Below are 17,167 nucleotides of genomic sequence, written 5' to 3'. Positions count from 1 at the left end.
CCGACGCGGTCAGGGTTCGTCTCGTCGCGCCTTCCCGTGTGGTGCCGGGGACGGGTCAGGCGCTCTCGCGCCACATGATCTCGGTCGGCAGCAGGAGCGCGGTGTGCGTCTCGTCGGTGCCGCCGAGCTGGTCGAGGACCTGGCGGGCGGCCCGTCGGCCCAGCTCTTCGGCAGGCTGGCGCACGGTCGAGAGGGGCGGGGTGCAGCGCAGCGCCCACGAGCTGTCGTCGAAGCCGACGATGCCGAGGTCGCCGGGCACCGAGATCCCGCGCCGGTGGAGGACGTCGAGGGCCCCGGCGGCGACGGCGTCCGACGCCGCGAAGACCCCGTCGACCCGGGGGTCCCGCTCGAGCAGCTCGGTCATGCCGTCGACGCCGGCCGAGTAGCTGTAGAACGGGTTGCGCACCACGAGGTGCGGGTCGTAGAGGTCGTCGAGCGCGGCGCGGAAGCCGGCGAGGCGGTCTTCGCCCGAGTCGCGGTCGAGTCCCGAGGCGAGCATGCCGACCCGGGTGCGCCCCGTCGACACGAGTCGGCGCACGATCGCCTCGGCGGCGGCCTGGTTGTCGATGCCGATGAACGGGATGTCGGGAGCGTCGCTCGGGTGGCCGACGAACGAGGCCGCCAGCCCGAGCTCGGCGACGGCCTGCGAGATGGGGTCGCCCGTCCGGGCGGACAGGATGATCGCCCCGTCGACGAAGCCGCCGCGCAGGTACTCGACCACGCGGTCGCTGTCGCGCTGGGAGTCGATCATCAGCGTGACGAGTTGGTGGTCGGCCTGTGACAGCACTGCGTTGGTGCCGATCAGGATGTTGCCGATGTTCGGGTCGTCGAGCACGACCGAATGGGGCTCGTGGACGATCAGCGCGATCGCGCGCGACCGCTGGGTGACGAGGTTGCGCGCGGCCGCGTTGCGGACGTAGCCCACCTTGGCCACGGCGGCCTCGACGGCCTCGCGCGCCTGGTGTGAGACGTACGGTTCGTTGTTCAGCACGCGCGACACGGTGCCCCGGGAGATGCCGGCCTCGGCGGCCACGTCGTGGATCGTGGCACGCCGACGCGGAGATCTCGGACCGGGCATGTCGGTCACCCTAGCGGAGCCCGGGACCCTCGGGATCGTTCCCGGGAGGGCGAACGGAGGTCGCACGGAGGGCGAAGGACGGGCGGCCGGTCGGGTCACCGTACGATCACGGTCGGCCCCTCCGCTTTGACAAACCGGCGACCGTGGGCTTAGCTCTGTGAACGTTCCCAGAAAATGCCATCCGGTCCTTCGGGTCATCCTCTGGGAACGATCACAGAAACCCTGTGAACCTTCGCCGTCGAAGGGCCTCCGGCCGTTCGTGAAGGACACCTGCCGAAGAAGCCGAGGCCCCGTGTGACCCAGACTGCTGCCGAGCCCGCCGTCGTCGCCCCGCCGTCCCCGCGTCCGACGAGACCGCGGAAGCCGTTCCGGTACCGCAAGGCGATCGCGATCTTCATCGTCCCCTTCGCGGCGCTCTTCGCGGCGTTCTACCTGACGCCCATCCTCTACGCCGTCTTCCAGTCGCTGCAGAAGGTCGAACGCGAGGGCACGTTCGGTGCCCCGACCCAGGTCTTCGGCGGCCTCTCGCAGTACGCGTTGGTCTTCCAGAACACCGAGTTCTGGTCGTCCATCGGCCGGGTGCTGCTCTTCGGCGTCGTCCAGGTCCCCGTGATGCTGCTGCTGGCCCTGCTCTTCGCGCTGCTGCTCGACTCGCCCCTGCTGCGCGGCAAGCGGTTCTTCCGCCTCGCGTTCTTCGCGCCCTACGCCGTGCCCGGCGTCATCGCGGCGATCATGTGGGGCTACCTCTACTCGCCGAGCCTCTCGCCGTTCTCGGCCGTCACGTCGCGGGCCGGCCTCCTCGACGGCGGCACGGTGCTCTGGGCCGTGGCCAACGTCGTCACCTGGGTGTTCGTCGGCTACAACATGCTGATCATCTACTCGTCGCTCTTGGCGATCCCCACCGAGATCTACGAGGCGGCCCGCCTCGACGGGGCCTCGCAGTGGCGCATCGCCGTGTCCATCAAGATCCCGCTGGTCGTCCCCGCGATCGTGCTGACCGCCGTCTTCTCGGTCATCGGCACCCTGCAGCTGCTGACCGAACCGCTGGTCTTCCGCCAGTTCACGTCGACCATCTCGTCGACCTTCACGCCGAACATGCTCGTCTACTCGACGTCCTCGGTGCCCAACTTCAACCTCGCGGCGGCGTTCAGCGTCGTCCTCGCGGTCGCCACGTTCATCCTCTCGATCGGGTTCCTCCGGTTGACCCAGCGGAAGGCCGACCAGTGACCGTCGACGCCCCCATCCGTCCCGCCCAGTCGTTCGACGACGCGACGACCCCTGCTCGCCGACGCGGCGGGGGGCCCCGCGAGAGCGTGATGTCGCGAACGGCCGCCATGGTCATCATGGGCGCCTTCACGCTGTACTTCCTCGTGCCGATCTTCTGGCTGCTGGTGTCGTCGACCAAGACGCTCGACAACTTCAACTCGAGCGCCGCCCTGTGGTTCTCGCCGACGTCGGCGCAGGACTTCGTCGGCAACGTCGGCCGGCTGTTCACGTACAACGACGGCATCTTCCCGCGGTGGATGCTCAACAGCATCGTCTACGCGACGGTCGCCGGCGCGCTCGGCACGATCCTGTCGGCGATGTGCGGCTACGCCCTGGCCAAGTACCGCTTCTGGGGTCGGGAGGCGCTGTTCAACATCTTCCTGGGTGGCGTGCTCGTGCCGGCGACGGCCCTGGCGCTGCCGCTGTTCCTGATCTTCAGCAAGGTCGAACTGACCGACACCTTCTGGGCGGTCTTCCTGCCCAGCATCGTGAGCCCGTTCGGCGTGTACCTCAGCCGCATCTACGCCGCGTCGAGCGTCCCCGACGAGATCGTCGAGGCAGCCCGCATCGACGGTTCGAGCGAACTGCGCACGTTCTTCACCGTGGCGATCCGGCTGATGTCGCCCGCCCTCGTGACGGTGTTCCTGTTCCAGTTCGTCGCGATCTGGAACAACTTCTTCCTGCCGCTGGTGATGCTGCGGTCCCAGGAGCTCTTCCCGGTGACCCTCGGCCTCTACACCTGGAACTCCAACGTGAGCCAGTACCCCGAACTGCGCACCCTGGTGCTCGTCGGCGCGCTGGTCTCGATCATCCCCCTGCTCGTCGCCTTCCTCAGCCTGCAGCGCTTCTGGCGCAGCGGCCTGGGGTCCGGCGGCCTCAAGTAGCCGATCCCGCGGCCCCGGCCGTCCCGACCAGCCGCTCCCGTCCTGATCCACCGACCCGCACCTCCTCGACCTCCTCTCCGCAAGGCAACGACGTCGTTCCCTCCCGTGGCCGGCCCCTCCGGCTCCGCACCCCGATTGGACACCAGATGAAGACATCCCGAGTACTCACGATCGCGGCGGCCGCCGTGGTCTCGACCATGGCCCTCGCCGGTTGCAGCTCCGGCAGCGGCTCGGACGCCGCCTCCGGCGACTCCGCCTCGTGCGAGGCGTCCTCCGGCAAGGTCACCCTGAACTTCACGACCTGGGTGCCGAACATGGACAAGGTCGTCGCCCTCTGGAACGAGGAGAACCCCGACATCCAGGTCAAGGTCTCGATCGTGCCGAACGGCAACAGCGGCACCTACCAGAACTTCTTCAACCAGCTGCAGGCCGGCAACGCCCCCGACATCGGTCAGGTCGAGTACGACACCCTGCCCGCCTTCCGCGTGCAGGACGGACTGGCGAACATCGCCTCGTGCGAGGGCGTCTCCGCCGCGAAGGCCGACTACTCCGACGGCCTCTGGAACCAGGTGACCTTCGGCGAGGACGACTCCGTCTACGCGATCCCGCAGGACTCCGGTCCCATGGCGCTGTACTACCGCAAGGACCTCTTCGAGCAGGCCGGCCTCGACGTCCCCACCACGTGGGAGCAGTACGCCGAGGACGCCGTGAAGATCAAGGAGATGGGCGGCAGCATCACCAACTTCGCGAAGGGCGACGTGAACCAGTTCGCCGGTCTGGTGTCGCAGGCCGGTGGCCAGTGGTTCGACACCGCGGACGGCACCTGGAAGGTCGACATGGGCGACGAGGCCTCGACCAAGGTCGCCGACTACTGGCAGGACCTCATCTCGAAGGACCTCGTCACGACCCTGCCGAGCTTCACCGACGAGTGGAACAACGCGTACAACACCGACCAGGACTGGACCTGGGTCTCGGCGGTCTGGGGTGCCAACACCATCTCGAGCGGCGCCCCCGACACGTCGGGCAAGTGGGCCGTCGCGCCCATGCCGCAGTGGAAGGACGGCGAGTCCGCGTCGGCCGCCTGGGGCGGATCGTCAAACGTCGTCTTCAAGGGCAGCGAACACCCCGCCGAGGCGTCGAAGTTCCTGGTGTGGCTGAACACCTCGACCGAGTCGCTCGAGGCGCTGAACAAGGAGGCCAACCTGTACCCGGCCTCCACGACCGGCGCCGACCTGCCGGCCCTGACCTCGGGCGTCGAGTTCTACGGCGACCAGGCCATCTACGAGGACTTCGCGAAGGCCGCCGAGAACATCCAGCCCTTCACGTGGGGCCCGACGATGACGCAGACCTACAGCGACATCTCGGACGGCTTCGGGGCGGCCGCCTCGGGTGACGGCACCCTCCTCGACGCCTTGACGTCGGGCCAGGAGAAGACCGTGGCCGCGATGAAGGCCCAGTCGATCACCGTCGAGTAGCGATGATCCGAGGAGGCGCGGTGTCGGTGATCCCGGCACCGCGCCTCCTCTGCGTCTCCGGCCGGTATCGCGCCGGCCGGTGTCCGGCCGCGGCGCCTCAGCGCCCCGCGGTGGCCCGGTTCCTCGCCCGCGCGACGAGGTACAGCACGGTGCCCGCCGCGAGCAGGATCGCCCCGAACAGCCAGACCTGCCCGCTCTGCTGCGACATCAGCAGCAGGCAGGACGCGACGCCGGCCACCGGCACGGCCGTCCAGACGCGGAAGTGCGCGTGGTCGACCCGGTCGCGACGCAGCACCAGCACGGCCACGTTCGTGCTGATGAACACGAACAGCAGCAACAGGACGACCGTCTCGGCGAGGACGCTGATGTCGCCGACGGTGGTCAACGCCATGGCGACGGCCGTGGTGACCGCGATCGCGGCCCAGGGCGTCTTCCGTCGGGGCAGGACCGCACCGAGCGAGCGGGGCAACAGCCCCTGCTCGGCCATGCCGAAGGTCACGCGGCTCGCCATGATCATCGTCAGCAGGGCGCCGTTGGCGACGGCCACGAGGGCGATGAGGCTGAACACCCAGGTGGGCACGCCGACGCCGGTCGCGGCGACGACCGCCAGCAGGGGACCGGTCGAGTCCGCGAGCTCGGCGGGCGGCAACGCCACGGCGCTCGCGAGCCCGACGAGCACGTAGACCACGCCCGCCGTGGCCAACGCGCCGAACAGGGCGCGGGGGTAGACCCGGCTCGGTTCGCGCACCTCCTCGGCGATGTTCGCACTCGTCTCGAAGCCGACGAACGAGTAGTACGCGATGATCGCCGCACCGAGCGTGGCCAGGGCGGGGTTCGCGTCGACGGGGAACTCCCCGACGCGCGAGACGTCTCCGCCCCCGCCGCCGAGCATCACGGCAACGACCACGATCACGATGACGAGCCCGCTCACCTCGACGACGGTCATGACCACGTTGCCCCGCAAGGACTCGCTGATGCCCCGGGCGTTGAGCAGGGCGACGAGTGCCAGGAAGGCGATGGCGGTCGGCACCGGGGGCAGGTCGACGAAGGTGCCGAGGTAGTCGCCGGCGAAGGCCAGCGAGAGGCCCGCCGCACTCGTCACGCCGGCCGCCAGCATGCTGAAGCCGACCAGGAACGAGACCAGTGGCCGACGGAACGCCCTCTCGGCGAAGATCGCCGCCCCTCCTGCCTTGGGGTACTTGGTGACGAGCTCGGCGTACGAACCCGCGGTCAGCAGCGCCAGGAGCAGGGCGAGCACGAGCGGGGCCCAGAGCGCCCCACCGACCTCGGCCGACAGGGTTCCCATCAGGGCGTAGATCCCGGCTCCGAGCACGTCGCCGAGGATGAAGAGGTAGAGCAGCGGGCCCGTGATCGCCTGCTTCAGCTTGGACTGCCCGACGGCCGGGCCTCCGGTCTGGGGCTGCGGGACGTCGCGGGTCGCCGGCTCGGCCAGGGGTCCTCCTCGATCGGGCCGGGCGGGGTGCGCAGGCCTCGCCGACGAACGAACCACGACCGAGCCGTCGGGGGCCGAGTGCCGGCCGGGGGTTGACGAACGGTCACCTCGTGGGCCACGAGCTGCCCGACGCGGTCGGCCGGGTCGCCGTGTCAGGGCGACCGGATCGCTGCGTCGAGCCGACCGGGTCGGGCGTTGCGGCCCGCTCAGTCGGTGGGGCGGGCGCCGTCCGACGGCCCGGCCGCCTCGGCGAGCCCGGACCCGTGCGTCGGGGCGCCGTCCAGGGTGCGGCCGAGCGACACCGTGCCCTCGTCGTCCGCGTAGTGGCCGTAGGCCGCGATCGGCCGGTAGCCGGCCGACTCGTAGAGACGGATCGCGGTGTCGTGGGCCACGTTGGTCTCGATCACCATCTCGATGACGCCGGCGTGTGCGGCCGACCGTTCGAGCCAGTGCAGCACGAGCCGCGACAGGCCGTGCCCGCGCCGGTCGGGCCGCACGTACATCCGCTTCAGCTCGGCCCGTCCGTCGGGCAGCAGGCGCCAGGCGCCGAGCGCCACGGGCTCGCCGGCCTCGTAGGCCACGGCGAACGTGCCCCTCGGCAGCTCGAACTCGGAGCGGTCGATCGGGCTGTCGTCGCGCCCGCCGTAGATCTCGACGTACAGCTCTTGCAGTCCTTCGACGAGCTGCTGCACGTCGGGGTGGTCGTAGGGACGGGGTTCGATGCTCGTCACGGGCGCCGGAGTGGTCACCGGACCATCTTCGCCGATCAGGCGAGGTGTGGCTCGGCCCGGTGCGGCCCGGTGTGGTGCGGCTCGGGGCGGTGCGGCTCGGTGCGTCAGCCCGCGTCGCGCCCGGTCACCCGGTCGAGACCGGACGAGGAGGCGCGGCGAGCGTCCCCGAGGTCGCACCCGAGGGCCACGAGCACGCGGGCGACCAGCTCGACCGTCCACGCGGGGGTGACGAGTTCGGGGGTCGACCACCAGGTGTGCAGCCCGCCGAGGAGGCTGCCGCCGACCAGGGACAGCGCCAGGTCGACGTCCAGCTCGGCGAAGGAGCCCGCCGCCTGCCCGGCCTGCACGAGAGCCCGTGCCTGCGGCACCAGCGCGGCCTCGGCGTCGAGCAGGCGCAGGCCGTTGCGCGCGACGACCACGGCCACGGCCGGGTCGCTCTCGGCCAGTCCGAGGACCACGTGCATCGCGATCGCCGCGGTCGTCACGGGGGAGTCGTCCGCGCGCCCGAGCGCCGCCATGCGCTCGGTCTGCGCGTCGAGCACGCTCTGCACGGCCTCGTCGAACAACGCGTCCTTGCCGGCGAAGTGGTTGTAGAACGTGCCGAGGCCGACATCGGCCAGCTGCGTGATCTCGGCGACGGGGACGGCGGCGTAGTCGGCCCGCCGCAAGAGGACGACGCCGGCCTCGACCAGCTTGCGACGCGTGTCGCGCGTGCGGCGGGACGTCCTCGAGGGGGCGACCCGCGCCTCTTCGTCGTCCGGTTTCACAGCGGCCTCTCACGTGTCGGGCGGGATGTCTGGCTACATTCTGTCACGACTGACGAATCCGTCAGTCATGACGAATCATTCGAGGAGACAGCGTGCCCGACGTGACCATCACCGCCGCCCGCCCGGACCAGCTGGACGCGGCCGCCGCCGTGCTCGCCGAGGGGTTCCGCGACGATCCCGTGATGCTCGGGTTCGTCCCGCGCGGGCGGCGGCGGCATGCCCGTCTGGTCGACCTCTTCTCCGCGATGATGCGGTCGATCCCGGCGGGCCGTCGCACGGTCGACGTGGCCGTGGCGGACGCCGGCCGGGACGTCGTGGGGGCGGCCGTCTGGGACGCGCCGCGCACCCGACCGTCCTCGCCGCTGCGCCTGCCGGTGTCGCTCGCGGAGATCGGGCAGCTGCCGCGGTACCTGCGGGCGCTCGGGCTCGGCGGGCTCGTGCCGGCGGCCCGCCACCAGGCGACCCTGGCGGCGCCCCGGCCGCGGCTGCCGCACTGGTACCTCGGCGAGATCGCGGTCGGCGACGCGGCCCGAGGGCTCGGCGTGGGCACCTCGTTGATCGAGCACCGCCTCGCGGCGATCGACGAGACGGGCGGCGCCGCCTACCTCGAGTCGTCGACCGAGCGGAACCGGGCGCTCTACCGGCGCCTGGGCTTCGTCGAGCTGGGCCCGATCGGCGGGCTGCCGGGCGCGACGCCCGCGGCGATGTGGCGCCCGGCGACACGGACGACCTGAGCCGCGTGGGCGGGCCGTCCAGACCGGGCATGTATCTTCATGTCGAGAGACTTCTGCGCGGTAGCGTAGAGGCAGCACCACCGAGCACACGCATGCCCGACAACGAGGGAGCACCTGCCGCATGGCGAAGATCATCTACACGCTGACCGACGAGGCGCCCATGCTGGCGACCTACTCGTTCCTGCCCATCATCCAGGCCTACGCCAAGACCGCGGGGGTCGACGTCGAGACCCGCGACATCTCGCTGGCGGCCCGCATCATCAGTCAGTTCCCCGAGCGCCTCACCGACGAGCAGCGCCAGGGCGACGCCCTCGCCGAGCTGGGGGCCCTGGCGAAGACGCCCGAGGCCAACATCATCAAGCTGCCGAACATCTCGGCCTCGATGCCGCAGCTCAAGGCCGCCGTGGCCGAACTCCGGTCGCAGGGCTACGACCTGCCCGACTACCCCGACTCGCCTTCGACCGACGCCGAGCGCGACGTCAAGGCCCGGTACGACAAGGTCAAGGGCAGCGCGGTCAACCCCGTGCTGCGCGAGGGCAACAGCGACCGTCGTGCTCCGCTCTCGGTCAAGAACTACGCCCGAAAGCACCCGCACCGCATGGGCGCCTGGACGGCCGACTCGAAGACGAACGTCGCGACCATGGGCGTCGACGACTTCCGTTCGAACGAGAAGACGGTCGTCATCCCGGCCGACGACACCCTGCGCATCGAGTTCGTCGGCGCCGACGGCGAGACCCGCGTGCTGCGCGAGTCGATCCCCGTGCTGGCCGGCGAGGTCGTCGACGGCACCGTGCTGCACGTCGCCGCGCTGCACGAGTTCCTCGCCACACAGATCGCCCGGGCCGAGGCCGAGGGCGTCCTGTTCTCGGTCCACCTCAAGGCCACGATGATGAAGATCAGCGACCCGATCCTCTTCGGTCACGTGATCCGCGCCTTCTTCCCCCGCGTCTTCGAGCAGTACGGTGCCGACCTGCAGGCTGCCGGGCTCGACCCCGCCAACGGTCTCAACGGCATCCTGCAGGGCCTCGCGGCACTGCCGAACGGCGACGAGATCAAGGCCGCCTTCGACCAGGGGATCGCCGACGGGCCCGACCTCGCCATGGTCGACTCCGACAAGGGCGTCACCAACCTCCACGTGCCGAGCGACGTCATCGTCGACGCGTCGATGCCCGCGATGATCCGTACGTCGGGCCACATGTGGGGCCCCGACGGCGACGAGCACGACACCCTCGCCGTCATCCCCGACTCGAGCTACGCCGGCATCTACCAGGCCGTGCTCGACGACTGCCGTGCGAACGGCGCCTTCGACCCCGCTACCATGGGCTCGGTGCCGAACGTCGGCCTGATGGCGCAGGCCGCCGAAGAGTACGGCTCGCACGACAAGACCTTCGAGGTGCCCGGCGACGGCACCGTCCGCGTCGTGAACCAGGCGGGCGAGACGCTCATCGAGCACGAGGTCGCCACGGGCGACATCTGGCGCGCCTGCCAGACGAAGGACGTCCCGATCCGCGACTGGGTCAAGCTCGCCGTCACGCGGGCCCGCGCCAGCCAGACCCCGGCGGTCTTCTGGCTCGACGAGACCCGTGCCCACGACGCGACCCTGATCGGGCTCGTCCGCACGTACCTCGCCGAACACGACACCGAGGGCCTGCAGATCGAGATCCTCTCGCCCGTCGACGCGATGGCGTTCTCGCTCGAGCGCATCCGCCGTGGCGACGACACCATCTCGGTCACCGGCAACGTGTTGCGCGACTACCTGACCGACCTGTTCCCGATCATGGAGCTCGGCACCTCGGCCAAGATGCTCTCGGTCGTGCCGTTGATCAACGGCGGCGGCCTGTTCGAGACGGGTGCCGGCGGTTCGGCCCCGAAGCACGTCTCGCAGCTCGTCGAGCAGGACTACCTGCGCTGGGACAGCCTGGGCGAGTTCCTCGCCCTCGCGGTCAGCTTCGAGCACCTCGCGACGTCGACGGACAACGCGCGGGCGCAGATCCTCGCGGACACGCTCGACCGCGCCACCGGCACCTTCCTCGACGAGAACAAGTCGCCCGGCCGCAAGCTCGGCTCGATCGACAACCGCGGCAGCCACTTCTACCTGGCGAAGTACTGGGCCGACGAGCTCGCCGCCCAGACCGACGACGCCGAACTGGCCGCCGCCTTCGCCGGGCTGGCCGCCACCCTCGGCGGGGCCGAAGAGGCGATCGTCGCCGAACTGATCGAGCCCCAGGGCACGGCCGTCGACATCGGGGGCTACTACCACCCCGACGCCGCGAAGACCGAAGCCGTGATGCGCCCGTCGCGCACGCTGAACGAGGCGCTCGCGACGCTGTAGGTCGTCGGTCGCCGGGCGCAGGTCGCTCGAGAACAGGAGGCGCGGTGCCGGTCGGCACCGCGCCTCCCGTCGTCCGTCGGGTCGGGCCCTCGTCTGGCCGGTCGTCGACTGGTGGGGGGGGGGGCGGGGGGGGGGGGGCGGCGGGCGGGGGGAGGCGCCACCCCCCCCCCCCCCCCCCCCCCCCCCCCCCCCCCCCCCCCCCCCCCCCCCCCCGCGCCCCGCCCCCCCCCCCCCGGGGGGGGGGGGGCGCCCCCCCCCCACGCCCTGGGGCCCGGGCCTAGTCGGTGACGACGCGGGCGCCGTGGACCGGGCCCGTGGCGCGGACGACCGTGAGACGGGCGGCGCTCAGCGCGATCTGCAGCTCGAGAGCGCCGTCGAGGTCGGGTGCGAGGAACGCCACCGTCGGGCCGGAGCCCGACACGATGCCCGCGAGGGCCCCGTTGCCCTCACCGAGCTCGAGGACGTCGGCCAGGCCCGGCTGGAGGTGCAGGGCGGGCGCCTGGAGGTCGTTGTGCATGGCGTCCGCGAGCATGCCCGGGTCGCCCGCCCGGAGTGCCTGCAGGACGCCGGCGTCGACGACGGGGTGCCGCACCGAGCGGATCTCGCCCTGGTGCCGCAGACGGTGCGCGTCGAGTTCGTCGTAGACGCGCGGCGTCGAGAGGCCGACGTCGGCCACGGCCAGGACCCACTGGAACTGCCCCTTCGCCAGGGCCGGGCTGAGCTCGTCGCCGCGACCGGTACCGATCGCGGTGCCCCCGGCGAAGGCGAACGGGACGTCGGCACCGAGTCGGGCCGAGAGCCGCAGGAGTTCGTCACGACCGACGCCGGTTCCCCAGAGCGTGTCGCACGCGAGCAGCGTCGCGGCGGCGTCGGCCGATCCGCCCCCCATGCCGCCGGCCACGGGCACCGCCTTGTCGACGGTCAGGGCGACGCCGCCCGTGTAGCCGGTCGTCTCGGCCAGCAGGCGGGCGGCCTTGATCGCCAGGTTGGACCCGTCGGTCGGCACGCCCGACACGTCGATGGACGGGCCACCCGTGACGCTGACCGTGAAGTCGTCGGCGCGACGCGCGCGCACGTCCTCGTAGAGGGAGACGGCCTGGTAGGCGGTCGCGAGGTCGTGGTAACCGTCGTCCTGCAGGTCACCGACGGCGAGGAAGACGTTGATCTTGCCCGGCGCACGCGTGTGGACCACGGTCGGGGCGGCCACGGACGTCATGCGTCCAACCTAGTCAGTTCTGGCGATCACTCATGACGCCGAACGCCCGCGTCAACCCCTCTTTCACGGGCTGCACCCGTTCGGGCAGGCGCAGGCTGCCCTGCGTCAACGACACCGAGCACTTCGGACCGGCGGTCGACACCACCTGGAGGCGCAGCGTGTCCCCGTGCGCGAGGGTCCAGTCGGCGGTCGGACGCGTCGCGGACCGGGCGACGACCTCGGGCGGACCGCCGGCGTACCGGGCGAACCGGTCGACGGCGAGGTCGAACAGTTCGAGCGGTGCACCCCTCAGGCTGCGGCCGACGGTGACCGCGTAGCTGCCGTCGGACTGACGCCCCGGCGGCTCGACGCCGCGTTCTTGTTCGTAGCGCACCGTGATCCCTTCGGCCCACCACGGCACGACCTCGAACTCGTCGACCAGGAGGCGCGAGATCTGCTCGTGGGACAGTCGCGCCGCCCCCGCGGCGTCGAGCCGTGCGAACCACTCGGCCGCACCGCGTCCGGTGCCCGACCCGAGCCGGGCGTCACTGAGCCGCTGCTCACCGTGCCCGCGCTCGTCACCGCCACCGTCCCTGCCCCTGGCCCTGCCGGACGGCGCGCCGTCGGGGCCGTTCTTGCGTCGGGGCACGGCTCAGCCGGCCTCGCCCTCGTCGGCGTGCAGCACGGCGGCGACGGACGCCCCGGCGAGGGCGTCGACGTCGCTGACCCGGGCCACGGCGAGGAAGTCGTCGACGGTGAGCTGCTCTCCCCGCTGGGTCGGGGCGATTCCGGCACGCTCGAGGGCCTCGGAGGCGGCGGCGGACGACCCGTAGAGGGAGGACAGCGACTGGCGCAGCATCTTGCGTCGCTGCTGGAACGCGGCATCGACGAGGGCGAAGGTCGCCCGACGCTCGAGCTCGCTGCCGCGGGCCGGCTTGCGGTCGAACGCGACGAGGATGCTGTCGACGTTCGGCACGGGCCAGAACACCTGGCGGCTGACCTGGCCCGCGGCCCGGAACTCGCCGTACCACGCCGCCTTGATGCTCGGGCCGCCGTAGACCTTCGAGCCGGGCTCGGCGGCCAGGCGCAGACCGACCTCGGACTGCACCATGACGAGCCCGTGCTCGAGCCCGCCGAAGTGCTCGAGGAAGTGCAGGAGCACCGGCACGCTGACGTTGTACGGCAGGTTCGCCACGAGGTGGGTGGGTTCGTCGGGCAGGGTCGTCACGCGCAGGGCGTCGTCGACGACGACGGTGAGGTCGGCCGCCGGCTGCAGCTGCGCGACGGTCTTCGGCAGCTGTTCGGCGAGGCGCTTGTCGATCTCGACGGCCACGACCTTGGCACCCGCCTCGAGCAGGCCGAGGGTCAGGGAGCCGAGCCCGGGGCCGATCTCGACGACGGTCATGCCCGCCGAGACACCCGACGCGGCGACGATGCGACGCACGGTGTTGGCGTCGTGGACGAAGTTCTGCCCGAGCTTCTTGGTCGGCTGCACGCCGAGGAGGTCGGCGAGGTCACGGATCTCGGCGGGGCCGAGCAGGGTGGCGCGCGACATCAGCCCTCGACCGTCACGGGCTCGCTGTCCCAGCTGCCGTAGACCAGTTCGGTCGTCGACGAGATCTGGGCCGCGAGCATGGACACGTCGGTGCCGATCGTCTCGGCCATCGACCGCAGCGTGAAGGGGATCAGGTACGGCGCGTTGGGGCGACCGCGGTAGGGCACCGGCGTCAGGTAGGGCGCGTCGGTCTCGACCATGATCAGGTTGCGCGGCAACTGCACGAGGGCGTCGCGCAGGGGCTGGGCGTTCTTGAACGTCACCGTGCCGGCGAAGGACGCGTACCAGCCGTTCTCGGCGAGGATGCTCGCCAGCTCCGGCCCGCCGCTGAAGCAGTGGAAGACGGTGCGTTCGGGAGCGCCCACCTCGAGCAGCAGGTCGACCACGTCGTCGTGGGCGTCGCGGTCGTGGATCTGCAGGGCCAGGCCGTGGCGCTTGGCGATCTCGATGTGGCCGCGGAACGCCTCGAGCTGGGCCGCCCGACCGTCGTCGCCGGTGCGGAAGAAGTCGAGCCCGGTCTCGCCGACGGCGCGCACGCGCGGCCTCGCGGCGAGCCCGTCCAGTTCGGACAGCGCCTCGTCGAGGGTGCCCGCGGCCGCGAGGGCCGGGGCCTCGTTCGGGTGGATGGCGACGGCGGCGAGCACCCGGGGCTCGCGGCTGGCGATCTCGGCCGACCAGCGGGACGTCTCGAGGTCGGTGCCGACCTGCACCACGCCGCGCACGCCCACGGACGAGGCCCGGTCGAGGTGCTCGCGGTAGTCGAGGGGGCCGTCGCCGTCGTCTCCGACGCCGTCGGCGATCTCGAGGTGCGTGTGGTTGTCGTAGACCGGCACGACGAGGGGCTGGGGAGGCGCGGGGTAGGTCAGGTCGCGCTTCTGGCCGTCCGCGCCCGACGAGCGGTGGCGGACGTGCGTCGCCGGGACTCCGTCGGCCGGCCCGGAGGTCGCGCCGCCGCCACCGGACGTGTCGTCGCTCATGCCGCGGGCTCGGGCTGTTCGATGCGCGGGAAGAGACCGGCGGCGAGCGGCTGGACGTCGGGAGCGCTCGACCACTCGGCCGCACGATCGACGGGCTGGCTGGTCAGCTCGCCCTGCCCGATCGACTGCCACAGGGTGCGCGTGGCCGTCGGGATGAACGGCGACAGCAGCACGGTGAGGGTGCCGAGACCCCGCAGCGCGGTGGCGAGGACCGTCGCCAGGCGCTCGCGCTGCGACTCGTCCTTCGCGATGGCCCAGGGCTCTTGCTCGGTGATGTACCCGTTCAGCTGGTCGACCAGTTGCCAGATGGACGCGAGCGCCTCGTTGATGGCGAACCGGTCGATCGCCGCGTCGGCCTCGGCCGTGACCCGCAGTTCGGTCTCGCGGACGGCCAGGTCGGCCTCGGTGAGGTCGCCGGCGACGGGCACGGTGCCGTCGAAGTAGCGGGTGATCATGGCCACGACGCGCGAGGCCAGGTTGCCGAACCCGTTGGCCAACTCGGCCTGGTAGCGGGCCGCGATGTCTTCCCAGCTGAAGTTGCCGTCCTGACCGAAGGTGATGGCGCGCATGAAGTAGTACCGGAACGCGTCGGCACCGAAGACGTCGGTGATCTGCTGAGGGGCGATGCCCGTGAGCTTCGACTTCGACATCTTCTCGCCGCCGACCAGCAGCCAGCCGTGGCCGAAGACGTTCTTGGGGACGGGCAGCCCGGCCGCCATGAGCATCGCGGGCCAGATGACGGCGTGGAACCTCACGATGTCCTTGCCGACGAGCTGCACGGCCGGCCAGCGACGCCGGAACTCGTCGTCGTCGACGCCGTAGCCGATGGCCGTGACGTAGTTGAGCAGGGCGTCGAACCACACGTAGACGACGTGCTTCTCGTCCCAGGGCACCTTGACGCCCCAGTCGAAGCTCTGCCGCGAGATCGACAGGTCGCGCAGACCCTGCTTGACGAACGAGACGACCTCGTTGCGCACCGAGTCGGGCTGCACGAAGTCGGGCTGGGCCTCGTAGAGGTCGAGCAGTCGCTGCTCGAAGTCGCTCATGCGGAAGAAGTAGTTGCTCTCTTGCAGCACCTCGACCGGGATGCTGTGGATCGCGCAGACCTGCTCGCCCTCGTAGGCGCCGGTGCCGGGCACCAGGTCACTCGGCTGCTTGTACTCTTCGCAGCCGACGCAGTAGAAGCCCTCGAACTCGCCCTGGTAGATGAAGCCGTCGTCGTAGAGCTTCTGCAGGAACTTCTGCACGCCGGCCTCGTGGCGGGCGTCGGTCGTGCGGATGAAGTCGTCGTTGGCGATGTCGACGGTCTCGAGCAGGGGCTTCCAGGACTCGGTGACGAGCTTGTCGGCCCACTCCTGCGGGGTCACGCCGTGGCTCGTGGCCGTGCGCAGGATCTTCTGACCGTGCTCGTCGGTGCCGGTCAGCAGCCAGGCGTCGTCACCCCGCTGACGGTGCCACCGGGCGAGCACGTCGGCTGCGACCTCGGTGTAGGCGTGACCGATGTGCGGCACGTCGTTGACGTAGAAGATGGGCGTTGCGATGAAGAAGGAGTCGCCGGCGGGCATGGGGACCATCTTAGGTGGGGGCACCGACGTGATGACGCGACCCGCGCCTCCTGCGTCCGCCGCCGGGGATGAGGAGGCGCGGGTCGCGTCGACCGGTCAGGTCGCGTCGTGCTCCTCGGTGCGGTCGTCGGAACCCGCCCGCTCGCCGGCGTGCTCGCCCGGGTACTCGACGACGTCCATGCCGAGCACGTACTTGCCCCGGGCGTGGCCGTCCTCGAGGTCGCGGTAGGCGTCCTTGACGTCGTCGAGGGGGAAGATCCCGTCGATCGGCACCATGATCTTGTTGGTCGAGATCAGCTCGAGCAGCTCGGACAGCACGGCCTGCGACGTCGCCTGGGCGCTGCCCTCGGCCTTGACGCCGTGCTGCTCGACGGCCGCGAAGTCGATGATCGTGTCGATGCGCTGCGGCGCGACGCCGAGCTCGAGGGCGTACCCGACGTTGCCCTGGCCGAAGCAGTCCACGAACGCGTCCACGCCCTGGGGGGCGGTCTCACGGATGCGGTCGACGACGCCGTCGCCGTACTCCACGGGCGTGACGCCGAGCTGCCGCAGGAAGTCGTGGTTGCGCTCGCTCGCGGTGCCGATCACGGTGAGCCCGCCGAGGACGGCGAGCTGCGACACCATCACGCCGACGCCGCCGGCCGCGGCCGAGACGACGATCGTGTCGCCCTCGGTGGCCTGCACGGCACGCAGCGCGGCGTAGGCGGTGGGTCCGGTCACGCTGATGCTGCCCGCGACCTCCCACGGCACGTTCTCGGGCTTCGCCACGAGTTCGTCGTGGTCGACGACGACGAACTCGGCGTGCGACGACCGGTTGGCCCACCCGACGACCTCGTCACCGACGGACCACTCGTCGACCCCCGCACCGACCTCGTCGACCACGCCGGCGAAGTCGGTCCCCTGCCCCGATGGGAACGCCGCGGGGAACGCGTCGTGCATCAGTCCGGCGCGGATCGCCGCCTCACCGGGGTTCAGGCCCGCCGCCTTGACGGCGACCACGACCTGGCCGGCACCCGCCTCGGGCTTCGCCACCTGTTCGACCTTCAGCTCGTCGATGTCGCCGTACTGCTCGAAACGGACCGCCTTCATGTCGTACCTCCTGCTCGTGGTGGGCCGCGCCTCCTCCGGGCACGCGCCTCCTCCGAGCTTGCACCC

The 17,167-nt window shown here is 71.2% G+C and carries 15 protein-coding genes; 5 read left to right on the top strand and 10 right to left on the bottom strand.

Annotated features, from left to right (window positions below; all coding sequences use genetic code 11):
- Nucleotides 1-55: 55 nt before the first annotated feature.
- Nucleotides 56-1,078, bottom strand: coding sequence for a LacI family DNA-binding transcriptional regulator (locus tag ACIOSR_RS13290; protein ID WP_123571762.1), 1,023 nt, complete (start codon nt 1,076-1,078; stop codon nt 56-58).
- A gap of 294 nt (nt 1,079-1,372) precedes the next feature.
- Between ACIOSR_RS13290 and ACIOSR_RS13285 the strand changes: the two genes are divergently transcribed.
- The 3 genes from ACIOSR_RS13285 to ACIOSR_RS13275 all read left to right on the top strand — a co-directional run bounded on the left by ACIOSR_RS13285 (nt 1,373) and on the right by ACIOSR_RS13275 (nt 4,703).
- Complete coding sequence (locus tag ACIOSR_RS13285) at nt 1,373-2,305, top strand: carbohydrate ABC transporter permease (RefSeq protein ID WP_056043057.1); 933 nt, start codon at nt 1,373-1,375, stop codon at nt 2,303-2,305.
- Between the two features lie 89 nt (nt 2,306-2,394).
- Nucleotides 2,395-3,228, top strand: a complete 834-nt coding sequence (locus ACIOSR_RS13280; RefSeq protein ID WP_056044474.1) for a carbohydrate ABC transporter permease — start codon at nt 2,395-2,397, stop codon at nt 3,226-3,228.
- Between the two features lie 146 nt (nt 3,229-3,374).
- Nucleotides 3,375-4,703 (top strand): ABC transporter substrate-binding protein, encoded by a 1,329-nt coding sequence (locus tag ACIOSR_RS13275; RefSeq protein ID WP_402752863.1) that lies wholly within the window; start codon nt 3,375-3,377, stop codon nt 4,701-4,703.
- Nucleotides 4,704-4,800: 97 nt separating this feature from the next.
- On the opposite strand, the gene ACIOSR_RS13270 is transcribed toward ACIOSR_RS13275, so the two are convergent.
- The 3 genes from ACIOSR_RS13270 to ACIOSR_RS13260 form a co-directional block, all read right to left on the bottom strand.
- Nucleotides 4,801-6,087: an APC family permease gene (locus tag ACIOSR_RS13270; protein WP_402752903.1), complete on the bottom strand. Its 1,287-nt coding sequence runs from the start codon at nt 6,085-6,087 to the stop codon at nt 4,801-4,803.
- Nucleotides 6,088-6,362: 275 nt separating this feature from the next.
- The gene (locus ACIOSR_RS13265) at nt 6,363-6,905 is read right to left on the bottom strand and encodes a GNAT family N-acetyltransferase (RefSeq protein WP_402752862.1); all 543 of its coding nucleotides are present in this window, start codon (nt 6,903-6,905) and stop codon (nt 6,363-6,365) included.
- Nucleotides 6,906-6,991: 86 nt separating this feature from the next.
- Nucleotides 6,992-7,654, bottom strand: coding sequence for a TetR/AcrR family transcriptional regulator (locus tag ACIOSR_RS13260; RefSeq protein ID WP_200412691.1), 663 nt, complete (start codon nt 7,652-7,654; stop codon nt 6,992-6,994).
- Nucleotides 7,655-7,746: 92 nt separating this feature from the next.
- On the opposite strand from ACIOSR_RS13260, the gene ACIOSR_RS13255 reads away from it, so the two are divergent.
- On the top strand, nt 7,747-8,388 hold the full coding sequence (locus tag ACIOSR_RS13255; protein WP_402752861.1) for a GNAT family N-acetyltransferase: 642 nt from the start codon (nt 7,747-7,749) through the stop codon (nt 8,386-8,388).
- 121 nt (nt 8,389-8,509) lie between these two features.
- The gene (locus ACIOSR_RS13250; RefSeq protein ID WP_402752860.1) at nt 8,510-10,720 is read left to right on the top strand and encodes an NADP-dependent isocitrate dehydrogenase; all 2,211 of its coding nucleotides are present in this window, start codon (nt 8,510-8,512) and stop codon (nt 10,718-10,720) included.
- Between the two features lie 277 nt (nt 10,721-10,997).
- Here ACIOSR_RS13250 and ACIOSR_RS13245 read toward each other — a convergent pair whose 3' ends face one another.
- From ACIOSR_RS13245 to ACIOSR_RS13220, 6 genes are all read right to left on the bottom strand, one after another.
- Entirely contained in the window at nt 10,998-11,936 is a 939-nt protein-coding gene (locus tag ACIOSR_RS13245) for a 4-(cytidine 5'-diphospho)-2-C-methyl-D-erythritol kinase (protein WP_159827195.1), read from the bottom strand.
- A gap of 13 nt (nt 11,937-11,949) precedes the next feature.
- The gene (locus tag ACIOSR_RS13240; protein ID WP_123571621.1) at nt 11,950-12,564 is read right to left on the bottom strand and encodes a hypothetical protein; all 615 of its coding nucleotides are present in this window, start codon (nt 12,562-12,564) and stop codon (nt 11,950-11,952) included.
- A gap of 3 nt (nt 12,565-12,567) precedes the next feature.
- Nucleotides 12,568-13,470: a 16S rRNA (adenine(1518)-N(6)/adenine(1519)-N(6))-dimethyltransferase RsmA gene (gene rsmA / locus ACIOSR_RS13235; RefSeq protein WP_402752859.1), complete on the bottom strand. Its 903-nt coding sequence runs from the start codon at nt 13,468-13,470 to the stop codon at nt 12,568-12,570.
- Nucleotides 13,470-14,447 (bottom strand): TatD family hydrolase, encoded by a 978-nt coding sequence (locus tag ACIOSR_RS13230; protein WP_082460596.1) that lies wholly within the window; start codon nt 14,445-14,447, stop codon nt 13,470-13,472. Before ACIOSR_RS13230 ends, rsmA begins: the two co-directional genes overlap by 1 nt.
- Nucleotides 14,444-16,012, bottom strand: coding sequence for a methionine--tRNA ligase (metG, locus tag ACIOSR_RS13225; RefSeq protein ID WP_056049295.1), 1,569 nt, complete (start codon nt 16,010-16,012; stop codon nt 14,444-14,446). Before metG ends, ACIOSR_RS13230 begins: the two co-directional genes overlap by 4 nt.
- A gap of 96 nt (nt 16,013-16,108) precedes the next feature.
- Complete coding sequence (locus tag ACIOSR_RS13220; protein WP_402752858.1) at nt 16,109-17,101, bottom strand: NADP-dependent oxidoreductase; 993 nt, start codon at nt 17,099-17,101, stop codon at nt 16,109-16,111.
- Nucleotides 17,102-17,167 lie beyond the last annotated feature (66 nt).

It is taken from the genome of Frigoribacterium sp. NPDC087798 (genome assembly GCF_044742985.1).
Taxonomy (GTDB): domain Bacteria; phylum Actinomycetota; class Actinomycetes; order Actinomycetales; family Microbacteriaceae; genus Frigoribacterium.
This window is presented reverse-complemented; position numbering and strand designations above follow the sequence as displayed.

Excerpts from the sequence above, each read along its gene's own strand:
- ACIOSR_RS13230 (WP_082460596.1), bottom strand. The coding sequence starts at position 14,447 with ATGAGCGACGACACGTCCGGTGGCGGCGGCGCGACCTCCGGGCCGGCC.
- ACIOSR_RS13290 (WP_123571762.1), bottom strand. The coding sequence starts at position 1,078 with ATGCCCGGTCCGAGATCTCCGCGTCGGCGTGCCACGATCCACGACGTG.
- ACIOSR_RS13280 (WP_056044474.1), top strand. The coding sequence starts at position 2,395 with ATGTCGCGAACGGCCGCCATGGTCATCATGGGCGCCTTCACGCTGTAC.
- rsmA (WP_402752859.1), bottom strand. The coding sequence starts at position 13,470 with ATGTCGCGCGCCACCCTGCTCGGCCCCGCCGAGATCCGTGACCTCGCC.
- ACIOSR_RS13220 (WP_402752858.1), bottom strand. The coding sequence starts at position 17,101 with ATGAAGGCGGTCCGTTTCGAGCAGTACGGCGACATCGACGAGCTGAAG.
- ACIOSR_RS13245 (WP_159827195.1), bottom strand. The coding sequence starts at position 11,936 with ATGACGTCCGTGGCCGCCCCGACCGTGGTCCACACGCGTGCGCCGGGC.
- metG (WP_056049295.1), bottom strand. The coding sequence starts at position 16,012 with ATGCCCGCCGGCGACTCCTTCTTCATCGCAACGCCCATCTTCTACGTC.
- ACIOSR_RS13275 (WP_402752863.1), top strand. The coding sequence starts at position 3,375 with ATGAAGACATCCCGAGTACTCACGATCGCGGCGGCCGCCGTGGTCTCG.
- ACIOSR_RS13250 (WP_402752860.1), top strand. The coding sequence starts at position 8,510 with ATGGCGAAGATCATCTACACGCTGACCGACGAGGCGCCCATGCTGGCG.